General features: G+C 61.2%; 11 protein-coding genes. 8 read left to right on the top strand and 3 right to left on the bottom strand.

What is annotated here, in order from left to right; translation table 11 throughout:
• Nucleotides 1-88: 88 nt before the first annotated feature.
• Nucleotides 89-1,318 carry an acyl-CoA dehydrogenase gene (locus HBR93_RS22170; RefSeq protein ID WP_115128491.1) on the bottom strand — a complete coding sequence of 410 codons (1,230 nt, stop codon included), beginning with the start codon at nt 1,316-1,318 and terminating at the stop codon, nt 89-91.
• A gap of 151 nt (nt 1,319-1,469) precedes the next feature.
• Here HBR93_RS22170 and HBR93_RS22165 point away from each other — a divergent pair, with 151 nt between their 5' ends.
• The 3 genes from HBR93_RS22165 (at nt 1,470) to HBR93_RS22155 (ending at nt 3,784) form a co-directional block, all read left to right on the top strand.
• Nucleotides 1,470-2,399: a LysR family transcriptional regulator gene (locus tag HBR93_RS22165; protein WP_057960036.1), complete on the top strand. Its 930-nt coding sequence runs from the start codon at nt 1,470-1,472 to the stop codon at nt 2,397-2,399.
• A gap of 70 nt (nt 2,400-2,469) precedes the next feature.
• Entirely contained in the window at nt 2,470-2,871 is a 402-nt protein-coding gene (locus HBR93_RS22160; protein WP_057960037.1) for a MerR family DNA-binding transcriptional regulator, read from the top strand.
• 13 nt (nt 2,872-2,884) lie between these two features.
• Nucleotides 2,885-3,784, top strand: a complete 900-nt coding sequence (locus HBR93_RS22155; RefSeq protein WP_057441558.1) for a hydroxymethylglutaryl-CoA lyase — start codon at nt 2,885-2,887, stop codon at nt 3,782-3,784.
• 624 nt (nt 3,785-4,408) lie between these two features.
• On the opposite strand, the gene HBR93_RS22150 is transcribed toward HBR93_RS22155, so the two are convergent.
• Nucleotides 4,409-6,091, bottom strand: a complete 1,683-nt coding sequence (locus HBR93_RS22150) for an AMP-binding protein (RefSeq protein ID WP_115128492.1) — start codon at nt 6,089-6,091, stop codon at nt 4,409-4,411.
• Nucleotides 6,092-6,262: 171 nt separating this feature from the next.
• Between HBR93_RS22150 and HBR93_RS22145 the strand changes: the two genes are divergently transcribed.
• From HBR93_RS22145 to HBR93_RS22130, 4 genes are read left to right on the top strand one after another with little or no spacing between them, the layout of a single operon-like run.
• Nucleotides 6,263-7,426 carry an isovaleryl-CoA dehydrogenase gene (locus HBR93_RS22145; protein ID WP_057441554.1) on the top strand — a complete coding sequence of 388 codons (1,164 nt, stop codon included), beginning with the start codon at nt 6,263-6,265 and terminating at the stop codon, nt 7,424-7,426.
• An 11-nt stretch (nt 7,427-7,437) separates the two neighbouring features.
• The gene (locus HBR93_RS22140; protein ID WP_169961074.1) at nt 7,438-9,045 is read left to right on the top strand and encodes a carboxyl transferase domain-containing protein; all 1,608 of its coding nucleotides are present in this window, start codon (nt 7,438-7,440) and stop codon (nt 9,043-9,045) included.
• Nucleotides 9,046-9,059: 14 nt separating this feature from the next.
• A complete protein-coding gene (locus HBR93_RS22135; protein ID WP_169961073.1) occupies nt 9,060-9,866 on the top strand; it encodes a gamma-carboxygeranoyl-CoA hydratase in 807 nt (268 codons plus the stop codon).
• Nucleotides 9,863-11,815, top strand: a complete 1,953-nt coding sequence (locus tag HBR93_RS22130) for an acetyl/propionyl/methylcrotonyl-CoA carboxylase subunit alpha (RefSeq protein WP_169961072.1) — start codon at nt 9,863-9,865, stop codon at nt 11,813-11,815. Before HBR93_RS22135 ends, HBR93_RS22130 begins: the two co-directional genes overlap by 4 nt.
• Here HBR93_RS22130 and HBR93_RS22125 read toward each other — a convergent pair.
• Complete coding sequence (locus tag HBR93_RS22125) at nt 11,812-12,459, bottom strand: LexA family transcriptional regulator (RefSeq protein WP_057441591.1); 648 nt, start codon at nt 12,457-12,459, stop codon at nt 11,812-11,814. The two genes, HBR93_RS22130 and HBR93_RS22125, sit on opposite strands and share 4 nt — an antisense overlap.
• 129 nt (nt 12,460-12,588) lie before the next feature.
• On the opposite strand from HBR93_RS22125, the gene HBR93_RS22120 reads away from it, so the two are divergent.
• Nucleotides 12,589-12,933: a DUF3077 domain-containing protein gene (locus tag HBR93_RS22120; protein ID WP_057960043.1), complete on the top strand. Its 345-nt coding sequence runs from the start codon at nt 12,589-12,591 to the stop codon at nt 12,931-12,933.
• The last annotated feature ends 324 nt before the right edge of the window (nt 12,934-13,257 follow it).

The following is a 13,257-nucleotide window of genomic DNA, read 5'->3' as shown; positions in this document are numbered from 1 at the left end:
CCGCACTCGCGGGCAAACCCGCCCCCACGCTGACCGCGTGCGATCACAATGTGGGGGCGGGCTTGCCCGAGATACCGGCGACTCGGTCCTACTGGCCGCTGCGCATCAGTTCTTTAGGCACATATTTGCCAATCTCGAACTTGCCAATCGCCGCCCGGTGCACTTCATCCGGGCCGTCGGCCAGGCGCAGGGTACGTTGCATGGCGTACATGTAGGCCAGCGGGAAGTCATTGGAGACCCCGGCACCGCCATGGATCTGGATCGCCCGGTCAATCACCTTCAGGGCCACATTCGGCGCCACGACCTTGATCTGGGCGATTTCACTTTTCGCCACTTTGTTGCCGACCGTATCCATCATGTAGGCAGCCTTTAACGTCAGCAGGCGTGCCATGTCGATTTCCATCCGCGAGTCGGCGATTTTGTCGATATTGCCACCCAGGCGCGCCAGCGGTTTGCCGAAGGCGGTGCGGCTGACCGAACGCTTGCACATCAACTCCAGGGCCCGTTCAGCCATGCCAATCGAGCGCATGCAGTGATGGATACGGCCCGGGCCAAGGCGCCCCTGGGCAATTTCAAAGCCGCGGCCTTCACCCAGCAGGACGTTTTCGTACGGCACACGCACGTTGTCAAACAGGACTTCGGCATGCCCATGGGGCGCGTCGTCGTAGCCGAACACCGGCAGCGGCCGGACGATTTTCACCCCAGGCGCATCCACCGGTACCAGGATCATCGAGTGCTGCTGGTGGCGCGGCGCATCCGGGTTGCTCAGGCCCATGAAGATCAGGATCTTGCAGCGCGGGTCGCACGCGCCGGAGGTCCACCACTTCTTACCGTTGATCACCCACTCGTCACCCTGGCGCTCAGCGCGGGCGGCCATGTTGGTGGCGTCGGAAGACGCCACATCGGGTTCGGTCATGGCGAACGCCGAACGGATCTCGCCACGCAGCAGCGGCTCCAGCCAGCGTTGTTTCTGCTCTTCGTTGGCGTAGCGCACCAGCACTTCCATATTGCCGGTGTCGGGTGCCGAGCAATTGAACGGCTCCGGCCCCAGCAGGGAGCGGCCCATGATTTCGGCGAGCGGCGCGTATTCCAGGTTGGTCAGGCCAGCGCCCAGTTCGGATTCCGGCAGGAACAGGTTCCACAGGCCTTCAGCCTTAGCCTTGGCCTTGAGCTCTTCCATAATCGCAGTGGGCTGCCAGCGGTCACCTTTGCTGACCTGGCGTTCAAACACCGGCTCGGCGGGGTAAACGTAAGCATCCATAAACGCGGTGACGCGTTCACGCAGTTCCTGAACCTTGGGCGAATAGGCAAAATCCATGAGCAGCTCCCTTCTTGGAGAGGTTGTTTAGGTCATGCAAACGATGCTAGAACAGCGCTGATAATTTACCTAGCCTATTCTCGGCGTGTATTAACATTCATCACCGATATATGATCGGCGTATGAAAACCTAACAAGAAGAGCGCAACGAAATGAATCTGAGCAAGGTCGACCTCAATCTTTTCATCGTCTTTGACGCGATCTACACCGAAGCCAACCTGACCCGTGCCGGACAGATCGTGGGCATCACCCAGCCGGCCGTATCCAACGCCCTGGCACGCCTGCGTGAGACCTTCAACGACCCGCTCTTCGTGCGGACCGCCCAGGGCATGGTGCCGACCCCCATGGCCCAGAACATCATTGGCCCGGTGCGCAATGCCCTGTCGTTGCTGCGGGTATCGGTGCAAGAGAGCCGGATCTTCAACCCGTTGCAAGCGGCCAAGACCTACCGCATCAGCATGACCGACCTCACTGAAGCGGTGATCCTGCCGCCGCTGTTCCAGCGCCTGCGCCGCCTGGCGCCCACGGTGATCATTGAGAGTTTCCTGTCCAAACGTCGGGAAACCACCAAGGAACTGGCCGCCGGACGCCTGGATTTCGCAGTGGACGCGCCGCTCAACACCGACCCGCAAGTGCGCCACGTCAAGCTGATGGAAGACCGCTACGTGTGTGCCATGCGCAAGGGCCACCCGATGGCGGGCAAGGAAAAGTTCAGCCTCGATGACTACCTGTCGCTGACCCATATCCATATTTCCAGCCGGCGCAATGGCCTGGGCCACGTCGACCTGGCCCTCGGCAAAATGGGGATCCAGCGCAAGATCGCCCTGCGCTCCCAGCATTACCTGATGGCTTCCCAGGTGTTGCAGCAGACCGATATGGTAATGACCGTGCCCGAGCGCTTTGCACGGCGTAACGAGCTGCACTCGTTCAACCTGCCGGTCAATGATGTGCCGCCGGTGGAAACCCACCTGTACTGGCATGAAAGCACTGACCAGGACCCCGCCAACCGCTGGATGCGCGAGCAGATGATCGAGTTGTGCCAGCAGGTTACGGCGCGTGAGAAGAAGTTGGATAACGCGTAGGCGGTGATTTGCTTGACGTTTACGTCAAGCAGCCATTAGCGTAGCGCCAAGACCCTCCTTGAGCGCCACCATGAGCACGACCTACAGCATCTCCGACCTGGCCCGCGAGTTGGACATCACCACCCGGGCCATTCGTTTCTATGAAGAACAGGGCCTGCTGCGCCCCGAGCGCCGGGGCCAGGAGCGTATCTATTCGCCCCGGGACAAAGTCAGCCTGAAGCTGATCCTGCGGGGCAAGCGCATCGGTTTTTCCCTGGCCGAATGCCGCGAACTGATCGAACTCTACGACCCCAGCAGCGGCAATCAAAAGCAATTGCACAGCATGCTGGCAAAAATCAGCGAACGCCGTGAGCAGTTGGAACAGCAGTTGCTGGACATCGAGCAGATGAAACTGGAACTGGACACCGCCGAAGAACGTTGCACCCAGGCCCTGGAACAGACGATCCAGAGCCAGGTCGGCCAACCCCAATAAAAAGGTAGATCCCATGTCTCTCCCCTCTCAGGTGCGCCTGATCGAAGTCGGCCCGCGCGACGGTCTGCAAAACGAAGCCCAGCCCATCAGCGTGGCCGACAAGGTGCAACTGGTCGACGCCCTCAGCGCGGCGGGCCTGGGCTATATCGAAGTCGGCAGTTTTGTCTCGCCCAAGTGGGTACCGCAGATGGCCGGCTCGGCCGAAGTGTTTGCGCAGATCCAGCGCAAGCCGGGCGTGATCTATGGCGCGTTGGCGCCGAACCTGCGGGGCTTCGAGGACGCGCTGGCGGCCGGGGTCAAGGAGGTCGCAGTATTTGCAGCGGCGTCCGAGGCGTTTTCCCAGCGCAATATCAACTGCTCCATCAGCGAGAGCCTGGAGCGCTTTGCACCCATCATGGCGGCGGCACAACAGCACGGCGTGAGTGTGCGCGGCTATGTGTCCTGTGTCTTGGGTTGCCCCTATGAAGGTCAGGTCGCCCCGGAGCAAGTCGCTGCGGTGGCCCGCGAGCTGTATTCCATGGGCTGCTATGAAGTATCCCTGGGCGACACCATCGGCACCGGCACCGCAGGCGCTACGCGGCGCATGTTCGAGGTAGTGGGCAAGGACGTGCCACGGGCAAAGCTCGCCGGACACTTCCATGACACCTACGGCCAGGCCATCGCCAATGTCTACGCCAGCCTGCTGGAGGGTATCCAGGTGTTCGACAGCTCTATCGCAGGCCTTGGCGGCTGCCCCTATGCCAAGGGCGCCAGCGGTAACGTGGCCACCGAGGACGTGCTCTACCTGCTCGACGGCCTGGGCATCGAAACCGGTATCGACATGGACAAGTTGATTGTGGCGGGCCAGCAGATCTGTACGGTCCTGGGCCGCCCCACCGGCTCACGCGTGGCCAAGGCCCGTAGCGCCCGTTGAGTAGCGCTCCTGCTCCGATGTGTTACCTCGCGGCTACACATCGGGTAACACGGGAACATATTTTGTCGCATTCTCTGAAGTAAATTTCCTACTAAAAAATCAAACCATTGATTTTAAAGGACTTTTAAAAGTTGGCACGGCTTCTGCTATCTCTATGGCATAACAAGAATAAAAAGCACCAAACCTAATAAAAATAAGACGTAACGACTCTGACATAACAAAAACAACACGGCAGAGACGCAGCTAACAGATTTTTTTGGAGAAGATGTGCTTCGCAGGGTACGGCGCAAGCCGCCACTCGCAACCGGGCAGAGAACAATAAAACTACCTCAAGGTAGCTACCCACTGGTTGGATCGCGTGCGAAGAAGCAGATCAGCGCTCAAAAAAATACGTTTGCTCTTGACCCCGGATGGGGGTCGCCAAAAACAGCGGTAAAGGGCCACGGTTGCCAAAAACAACAATAGACCGCCCCTCAATAATAAAAAAAGAGCACGTAACAACAAATTAAAGGGGAGCTTCGGCTCCCCTTTGTGCTGTCTGGGTGAAAACCATTGCGCGGTACATGCAAAGGCAAATGTGGGAGCGGGCTTGCCCGCTCCCACATTTTTGATCGGCGCCAGATCTCAGTCTTCGCTACGCAGTTGCTCGATGGTGATCTCACGCATGCGAAACTTCTGAATCTTCCCCGTCACGGTCATCGGAAATTCTTCGACAAAGCGGAAATGCTTCGGCGTCTTGAAGTGTGCAATGCGCCCCTTGCACCAGGTTTGCAGTTCCAGCTCGTTGGCCACGTGCCCGGGGTGAAACTTGATCCAGGCCACGATCTCTTCGCCATAACGCTCATCGGGAATGCCGATGATCTGCACATCCGCCACCGCCGGATGGGTGAAGAAGAACTCCTCCAACTCCCGTGGGTACACGTTCTCGCCACCGCGAATGATCATGTCCTTGTTGCGCCCGGCGATGCACACATAACCCTGCTCATCCATGGTCGCCAGGTCGCCGGTGTGCATCCAGCCGGCGTCGTCGATGGCTTCGCGGGTGCCTTCAGGGTTGTTCCAGTAGCCGAGCATCACGCTGTAGCCTCGGGTACACAACTCGCCAATCTGCCCACGCGGCACGGTGTTACCGGCCTCGTCGATGATTTTGCTTTCCAGTTGCGGCTGGGTCCGCCCGACCGTGGTCACGCGCCGCTCCAGATCGTCATCCGCGCCGGTCTGCAGGGAAACGGGACTGGTCTCGGTCATGCCGTAGGCAATCTGCACCTCGCTCATATGCAAGTCGCTGATGACCCGGCGCATCACCTCTATCGGGCAGGTGGAGCCGGCCATGATCCCGGTGCGCAGGCTCGACAGATCGAACGTGCTGCGTTGCGGATGATCGAGCACCGCAATAAACATCGTGGGTACGCCGTACAGGCCGGTGGCGCGCTCTTCGGCCACGGCGGTCAGGGTCAGCAGTGGGTCGAAGCCGTCATTGGGATAGATCATGGTGGTGCCATGGGTGATGCAGCCCAGGTTACCCATGACCATGCCAAAGCAATGATAGAGCGGCACCGGGATCACCAGGCGATCCTGCGCGGTCAGGCCCAGGCTTTCGCCAACCATGTAACCGTTATTGAGGATGTTGTGGTGACTGAGGGTGGCGCCCTTGGGGAAGCCCGTGGTGCCGGAGGTGTACTGGATATTGACGGCTTGATCGAAGTGCAGGCTGGCCTCGCGGTGCTGCAATTGTTCCGGGGGTGTCCCCGTCCCCAGGGCCGACAATTGCGACCAGGGCATGAACCCCGAGGGCGGTCGCGCATCCAGGCTGATCACCCCGCGCAGTTCCGGCAATAGATCACAGTGCAACTGGCCAATGCCCTGCTCCGCCAGTTCCGGCACCAGCGCCTGCAGCATGCCGTGGTAGTCGGAGGACTTGAACGAACCGGCACAGATCAACCACTGGCAACCCGACTGCTTGAGCACGTATTCCAGCTCGCTGCTGCGGTAGGCCGGGTTGACGTTGACCAGAATCACCCCGAGCTTGGCGCTGGCCACCTGGCTGATGCACCACTCGGCACAGTTCGGCGCCCAGATGCCGAGGCGATCCCCGGCCTGCAACCCCAGCGCCAGCAGCCCGCGTGCATGCAGGTCCACGGCTCCGGCCAGCTGCCGCCAGGTGTAGCGCAGCTGCTGATGGCGCACCACCAGGGCCTCGCCCTCCGGGTACTGCGCCACCGTGCGGTCAAATGCCTGGCCGATGGTCATGGCCAGCAAGGCCTTGTCCTGTGGGCCACGGCTGTAGCTCTGATTCGGTTGATCCATGACGACCCCTATTGTCTTTTTTGTAGGTGGACGGTGCGCCGGTCAGGCGCGAGCTTGACGTTAACGTAAGCTACGATTGACAGTCATGCAACGCAAGTTTACGTTAACGTAAAGGTGATCGCCCAATGGCGTCGCCAGCCCCACAACAATAATGTTTATAGGTGCCCCTCCATGAGTTACCCGACCCTGAATTTCGCCCTCGGTGAAACCATCGACATGCTGCGCGACCAGGTGCAGGCCTTCGTGGCCAAGGAGCTGGCGCCACGGGCAGCGCAGATTGATATCGACAACCTGTTCCCCGTGGATATGTGGCGCAAGTTCGGTGACATGGGCCTGCTGGGCATCACCGTGCCGGAAGAATACGGCGGTGCCGGTCTGGGTTACCTGGCCCACGTGGTGGCCATGGAAGAAATCAGCCGCGGCTCGGCCTCGGTGGCGTTGTCCTACGGGGCGCACTCCAACCTGTGCGTCAACCAGATCAACCGCAACGGCACTCATGAACAGAAACTCAAGTACCTGCCCAAGCTGATCAGCGGCGAACACATTGGCGCCCTGGCCATGAGCGAACCGAATGCGGGCTCCGATGTGGTGTCGATGAAGCTGCGCGCCGACAAACGCGGCAGCGTGTATGTGCTCAACGGCAGCAAGACCTGGATCACCAACGGTCCTGATGCCCACACCTATGTGATCTACGCCAAGACCGACCTGGAAAAAGGCGCCCATGGTATTACCGCGTTTATTGTCGAGCGCGACGCCAAGGGCTTCAGCCGCAGCAACAAGTTCGACAAGCTGGGCATGCGCGGCTCCAACACCTGCGAGCTGTTTTTCGATGACGTCGAAGTGCCCGAAGAAAACATCCTCGGCGTGCTCAATGGCGGGGTCAAAGTGCTGATGAGCGGCCTGGACTACGAGCGTGTGGTGCTCTCCGGCGGCCCTACCGGGATCATGCAGGCCTGCATGGACCTGATCGTCCCCTACATCCACGACCGTAAGCAGTTCGGGCAGAGCATCGGCGAATTCCAGCTGATCCAGGGCAAAGTTGCCGACATGTACACCCAGCTCAACGCCAGCCGCGCCTACCTCTATGCGGTGGCCCAGGCCTGCGAGCGCGGCGAAACCACGCGCAAGGACGCCGCCGGGGTGATTCTGTACAGCGCCGAACGCGCAACACAGATGGCCCTCGATGCGATCCAGATTCTCGGCGGCAATGGCTACATCAATGAATTCCCCGCAGGCCGTCTGTTACGTGATGCCAAGCTGTATGAAATTGGCGCGGGCACCAGTGAGATCCGACGCATGTTGATTGGTCGCGAACTGTTTAACGAAACCCGCTGAGGGAGTGCACCATGGCCACCCTGCACACCCAACTCAACCCGCGCTCGGCGGAATTCGCCAGCAACAGCGCGGCGATGCTCAAACAGGTCGATGCCTTGCACACCCTGCTCGCCCAGGTCCAGCAAGGCGGCGGCAGCAAGGCCCAGGAGCGTCATACCTCCCGTGGCAAGCTGCTGCCGCGCGAGCGTATCAACCGCCTGCTCGACCCGGGCTCGGCGTTCCTCGAACTCAGCCAACTGGCGGCGTATCAGGTCTACGGTGAAGAGGTACCGGCCGCGGGCGTGATCGCCGGGATCGGCCGGGTCGAAGGCGTCGAATGCATGATCGTCGCCAACGATGCCACGGTAAAAGGCGGTTCCTACTACCCGCTGACCGTGAAAAAACACCTGCGCGCCCAGACCATCGCCGAACAGAACCGCCTGCCCTGCATTTACCTGGTGGACTCCGGCGGCGCCAACCTGCCGCGCCAGGACGAGGTGTTCCCCGACCGCGAGCACTTTGGGCGGATTTTTTTCAACCAAGCCAATATGAGCGCCCAGGGCATTCCGCAGATTGCCGTGGTGATGGGCTCCTGCACGGCGGGTGGCGCTTATGTACCGGCGATGGCCGATGAAGCGATCATGGTGCGCCAGCAGGCCACCATCTTCCTCGCCGGGCCTCCACTGGTGAAGGCGGCCACCGGTGAAGTGGTCAGCGCCGAAGACCTTGGCGGTGCCGATGTGCACTGCAAGATCTCCGGGGTGGCCGACCATTACGCCGACAGCGACGAACATGCCCTGGCCCTGGCCCGTCGCAGCATCGCCAACCTCAACTGGCGCAAACAGGGGCAGTTGCAACAGCGCACGCCGGTCGCGCCGTTGTATCCCAGCGAAGAGCTGTATGGGGTGATCTCGGCCGACGCCAAGCAACCGTTCGATGTACGCGAAGTGATTGCGCGACTGGTGGACGGCTCGGTCTTCGATGAATTCAAGGCGCTGTTCGGCACCACGCTGGTCTGCGGCTTTGCCCATTTGCATGGCTACCCCATCGCGATCCTCGCCAACAACGGGATCCTCTTCGCCGAAGCGGCGCAAAAAGGCGCGCACTTTATCGAGTTGGCCTGCCAGCGCGGGATTCCCCTGCTGTTCTTGCAGAACATCACCGGCTTTATGGTTGGGCAGAAATACGAAGCCGGCGGCATCGCCAAGCACGGCGCCAAGCTGGTCACGGCGGTGGCCTGCGCCAAGGTGCCGAAATTCACAGTGATCATCGGCGGCAGCTTTGGTGCCGGTAACTATGGGATGTGCGGGCGCGCCTACGACCCGCGCTTTTTGTGGATGTGGCCCAACGCCCGCATTGGCGTGATGGGCGCCGAACAGGCCGCCGGCGTGCTGGTGCAGGTCAAGCGCGAACAGGCCGAGCGCAGTGGCCAGGCGTTCAGCGCCGAGGACGAAGCGCAGATCAAGCAGCCGATCCTCGACCAGTACGAAACCCAGGGCCACCCTTACTACTCCAGCGCCCGCCTGTGGGATGACGGCGTCATCGACCCTTTGCAGACCCGTGACGTGCTGGCCCTGGCCTTGTCCGCCGCGCTGAATGCCCCCATCGAGCCGAGCCGCTTCGGCGTGTTCCGCATGTAATTGGAGCTGCACCCATGAGCGATTTCAACACTGTTGAACTGGTCAACGACCCCCGTGGCTTTGCCACGCTGTGGTTGAGCCGGGAAGAGAAGAACAACGCGTTCAACGCCGAAATGATCCGCGAGCTGATCATTGCCCTGGACCAGGTCCAGGCCGATGCCGCGCTGCGTTTTCTGGTCGTGCGCGGGCGCGGCAAGCATTTCAGCGCCGGCGCGGACCTGGCCTGGATGCAACAGTCGGCCGAACTGGATTACCACACCAACCTCGACGACGCCCGCGAATTGGCGGAGTTGATGTACAACCTGGCCAAGCTGAAGATCCCGACACTGGCGGTGGTCCAGGGCGCGGCCTACGGCGGCGCCCTGGGCCTGATCAGTTGCTGCGACATGGCCATTGGCGCCGAGGATGCGCAGTTCTGCCTGTCGGAAGTACGCATCGGCCTCGCGCCGGCGGTCATCAGCCCGTTTGTGGTGCAGGCGATTGGCGAGCGCGCGGCACGCCGCTATGCCCTGACCGCAGAACGCTTCGACGGTCAGCAAGCCCAGGCCATCGGGCTATTGGCGCAAAGCTACCCGCTGGATGCGCTGGATCAGCACGTCGAGCAATGGATCGCCAACCTGCTGCTCAACAGCCCGGCCGCCATGCGCGCCAGTAAGGATTTGTTGCGCGAAGTGGGTAATGGCGCCCTGACTCCGGCGTTGCGCCGTTACTGCGAAAACGCCATCTCGCGCATCCGCGTCAGCGCCGAGGGCCAGGAAGGCTTGCGCGCATTTTTGCAAAAGCGTGCGCCCAGTTGGCAGTCCCAGGAGCCACGTTCATGAGTGCACCGTTGATTACCTGCGTACTGGTGGCCAACCGGGGCGAAATCGCCTGTCGGGTCATGCGCACGGCCAAGGCACTGGGCATGACCACCGTTGCCGTGCACAGCGCCACGGACCGCGATGCGCGCCACAGCCGAGAAGCCGATATCCGGGTGGACCTGGGCGGCAGCAAGGCCGCCGACAGCTACCTGCAGATCGACAAACTGATCGCCGCGGCCAAGGCCAGCGGCGCCCAGGCGATTCATCCAGGCTATGGTTTTCTTTCCGAAAACCCACGCTTTGCCCGAGCGATTGAAGAGGCCGGGCTGATTTTCCTTGGCCCGCCCGCCTCGGCCATTGATGCCATGGGCAGCAAGTCGGCGGCCAAGGCATTGATGGAAACCGCTGGCGTGCCGCTGGTGCCGGGTTACCACGGTGCCGGCCAGGATCTGGAAACCTTCCGCCAGGCCGCCGCGCGCATTGGCTACCCGGTGCTGCTCAAGGCCACGGCGGGCGGCGGCGGCAAGGGCATGAAAGTGGTCGAGGACGAAAGCCAACTGGCCGAAGCCCTGGCCTCGGCCCAGCGCGAGGCGCTGTCGTCGTTTGGCAATGCGCAGATGCTGGTGGAGAAGTACCTGATCAAGCCCCGCCACGTGGAGATCCAGGTGTTTGCCGACCAGCACGGCCATTGCCTGTACCTCAATGAACGCGACTGCTCGATCCAGCGTCGCCATCAAAAGGTCGTCGAAGAAGCACCGGCCCCCGGCCTCAGCCCTGCCCTGCGCCAGGCCATGGGCGAGGCAGCGGTGCGTGCCGCACAGGCGATTGGCTATGTGGGCGCCGGCACCGTGGAGTTTCTGCTGGATGCGCGCGGTGAGTTTTTCTTTATGGAAATGAACACTCGCTTGCAGGTAGAACACCCGGTGACCGAGGCCATCACCGGCCTGGACCTGGTGGCCTGGCAGATTCGCGTGGCGCAAGGCGAGCCGCTGCCCATGACCCAGGAGCAGGTGCCGTTGCGCGGCCACGCGATTGAAGTGCGGCTGTATGCCGAAGACCCGGCCAATGACTTTTTGCCGGCCACCGGGCATCTGGCGCTGTACCGCGAATCGGCGCCTGGCCCGGGACGGCGGGTGGACAGTGGCGTCGAGCAAGGGGACGACGTCTCGCCCTTCTACGACCCGATGCTTGGAAAACTGATTGCCTGGGGCGAGGACCGCGAACAGGCGCGCCTGCGCCTGTTGAGCATGCTCGACGAGTTTGCGGTCGGCGGCTTGAAGACCAACCTGGGCTTCTTACGGCGCATCATCGGCCATCCCGCCTTTGCCGCAGCGCAATTGGATACCGGGTTTATCCCGCGTTATCAGGAGCAACTGCTGCCTGCCGCCAGTGCGTTGAGTGATGAGTTCTGGCAGGCGGCCGGTCATGCTTTCATGCAAAGCCAGCCCTCCCGCCTGCGGCAGGACGATCCTGCCTCGCCGTGGGCTGCAACCCTGGGCTTTCGTGCGGGCCTGCCTGCCGAAACATCCCTGCATTTGAGCAGTGACGGCCAGGATCGCCTGGTAACACTGCAAACCAGCACCGCGCCGCAACTGCGTGGCGAACAATTGCTGATCGAGGATGCTGGCATCCGCCGTTCGCACTTGGCCGTGCGCCATGGGCAGACGCTGTTCCTGCGCTGGCAAGGTGAGATGCGCAGCGTGACGCTGTTTGACCCGATCGCCGCCGTCGATGCCGGACAAGCCCATCAGGGCGGCCTGAGCGCACCCATGAACGGCAGCATCGTGCGGGTGCTGGTGGAAGTCGGGCAGACGGTGGAGGCCGGTGCGCAACTGGTGGTGCTTGAAGCGATGAAGATGGAGCACAGCATCCGCGCGCCCCACGGAGGCGTGATCAAGGCACTGTATTGCCAGGAAGGCGAAATGGTCGGCGAAGGCAGCGCCTTGGTGGAGCTGGAAGCCCAGGCCTAGAACTTCACCGTGGCCTGTACCACCACGCCGATGATCCGGCAGTCATCGGTGAGCAGGGCTTTGGGGTAGGTCGGGTTGAGCGGCACCAGGTAACGCTGGCCGCTTTCCTCGATCAACTTGCGAAAGGTCGCCTGGCTGCTGCCGGCCCATTGGGCCACCACCAATGTACCGGGCTCGGCTTCGCGGGCCGGGTCCACCAGGATCATCATCCCTTCGGCAATACTCGGCCCACTGGGCGCGGTCATCGCATCGCCGCTCACCTGGAGCCAGAACGCCTCGCCGTCGGCCTCGTAATCGCTCGCCTCAAAACGCGTGGCGCCATAGGCTGGCCGCTGTTCGTGCACCTGGCAGGGGTGTTTCCAGTCGGTCACAGGGTAACGAAAATACGGATTGTATTGAGTGACCGGCGCGGCATCGTCGTTCGCCGGGGCGTCGCTTTTTTCGCGGATCACCAGCACCGTCTCCAGATAGCCCAGGCCCAGCTCTTCGAGCACCCGGTTCATATCGGCGAGGCTGGGCACCCGGCGCTTGCCCAGCCAGTGGCCAATGCCGCCCTGGGACATGCCCAAGCGTGCGGCCAGTTGATGCTGCGTGACCTTGCGGGCCTTCATGTTGGCTTTGACCAACGCTATCCATTTATCCATGGGCCACACAATACCGGATGAATTCAGGGCGACAATAAACAGTTTGTAGTAATCAATCAAATGACATAAATACAGATCGTATTATTATCAACCCCACCTGTTCACCTTCCCACCCAGAGCACCGACCTCATGACCACTACCCTGGATCACCTGCCTGGCACACCTGATGACGATGAAATAAAGTTCTTGCAGGGCAGCGAAGCCGCCCGACGCGCACTGGACTACTACTTGAAAGAGGACACGGAGCCAGTGGACGATGTGGCCTTTTTCGAGGCCAACCCCCATGTCAGCAGCGAAGAAGCCCTGGTGCATGCCTCGGACCTGCTGCGCAGCGCCGCCGCCATCGCGTATGAGTTGGCGAACAACAAGCTGGGGGGCACCCGAGACCTGGCGTTTTCAGTGGTGTATTTGATTGATATGGCCAAGGCCATGCTGGAGCGTCCACTGCAACTGGCAGGCGGCAAAGCCTCATAGCCAGATAGGCGTGCAGGAACAGAAGGAAAAATATTTCTATCAGACGGATAAAAACATTTGACTTGCAAATGATAATGATTATTATTGCAAGCAGCTGGTCGCGAGATCAGTCGATAGGCCAAGAGACCTTAGGTCGGACTCTTGGAATATCTCCTCATCAGGCTAATCACGGTTTTTGACCCGGCTCTTTGGCCGGGTCTTTTTTTTGCCAGTTATTCTGGCGTGGCTTCAGGCTAATGAAGACTGTGTGTTGCTCGATGGCGCGCATGGTAGCAAAAGACAATCACCGAAAGAAAGCCGATCAAGCGCTCTGGCCCGCTTCTT

This window comes from Pseudomonas sp. WS 5411 (assembly GCF_012985595.1).
GTDB classification, from domain to species: domain Bacteria; phylum Pseudomonadota; class Gammaproteobacteria; order Pseudomonadales; family Pseudomonadaceae; genus Aquipseudomonas; species Aquipseudomonas shahriarae.
This window is presented reverse-complemented; position numbering and strand designations above follow the sequence as displayed.

What these genes read in the sequence shown, in the direction of transcription:
- HBR93_RS22170 (WP_115128491.1), bottom strand. Translation starts at nt 1,318, where the DNA reads ATGGATTTTGCCTATTCGCCCAAGGTTCAGGAACTGCGTGAACGCGTC.
- HBR93_RS22165 (WP_057960036.1), top strand. Translation starts at nt 1,470, where the DNA reads ATGAATCTGAGCAAGGTCGACCTCAATCTTTTCATCGTCTTTGACGCG.
- HBR93_RS22160 (WP_057960037.1), top strand. Translation starts at nt 2,470, where the DNA reads ATGAGCACGACCTACAGCATCTCCGACCTGGCCCGCGAGTTGGACATC.
- HBR93_RS22155 (WP_057441558.1), top strand. Translation starts at nt 2,885, where the DNA reads ATGTCTCTCCCCTCTCAGGTGCGCCTGATCGAAGTCGGCCCGCGCGAC.
- HBR93_RS22150 (WP_115128492.1), bottom strand. Translation starts at nt 6,091, where the DNA reads ATGGATCAACCGAATCAGAGCTACAGCCGTGGCCCACAGGACAAGGCC.
- HBR93_RS22145 (WP_057441554.1), top strand. Translation starts at nt 6,263, where the DNA reads ATGAGTTACCCGACCCTGAATTTCGCCCTCGGTGAAACCATCGACATG.
- HBR93_RS22140 (WP_169961074.1), top strand. Translation starts at nt 7,438, where the DNA reads ATGGCCACCCTGCACACCCAACTCAACCCGCGCTCGGCGGAATTCGCC.
- HBR93_RS22135 (WP_169961073.1), top strand. Translation starts at nt 9,060, where the DNA reads ATGAGCGATTTCAACACTGTTGAACTGGTCAACGACCCCCGTGGCTTT.
- HBR93_RS22130 (WP_169961072.1), top strand. Translation starts at nt 9,863, where the DNA reads ATGAGTGCACCGTTGATTACCTGCGTACTGGTGGCCAACCGGGGCGAA.
- HBR93_RS22125 (WP_057441591.1), bottom strand. Translation starts at nt 12,459, where the DNA reads ATGGATAAATGGATAGCGTTGGTCAAAGCCAACATGAAGGCCCGCAAG.
- HBR93_RS22120 (WP_057960043.1), top strand. Translation starts at nt 12,589, where the DNA reads ATGACCACTACCCTGGATCACCTGCCTGGCACACCTGATGACGATGAA.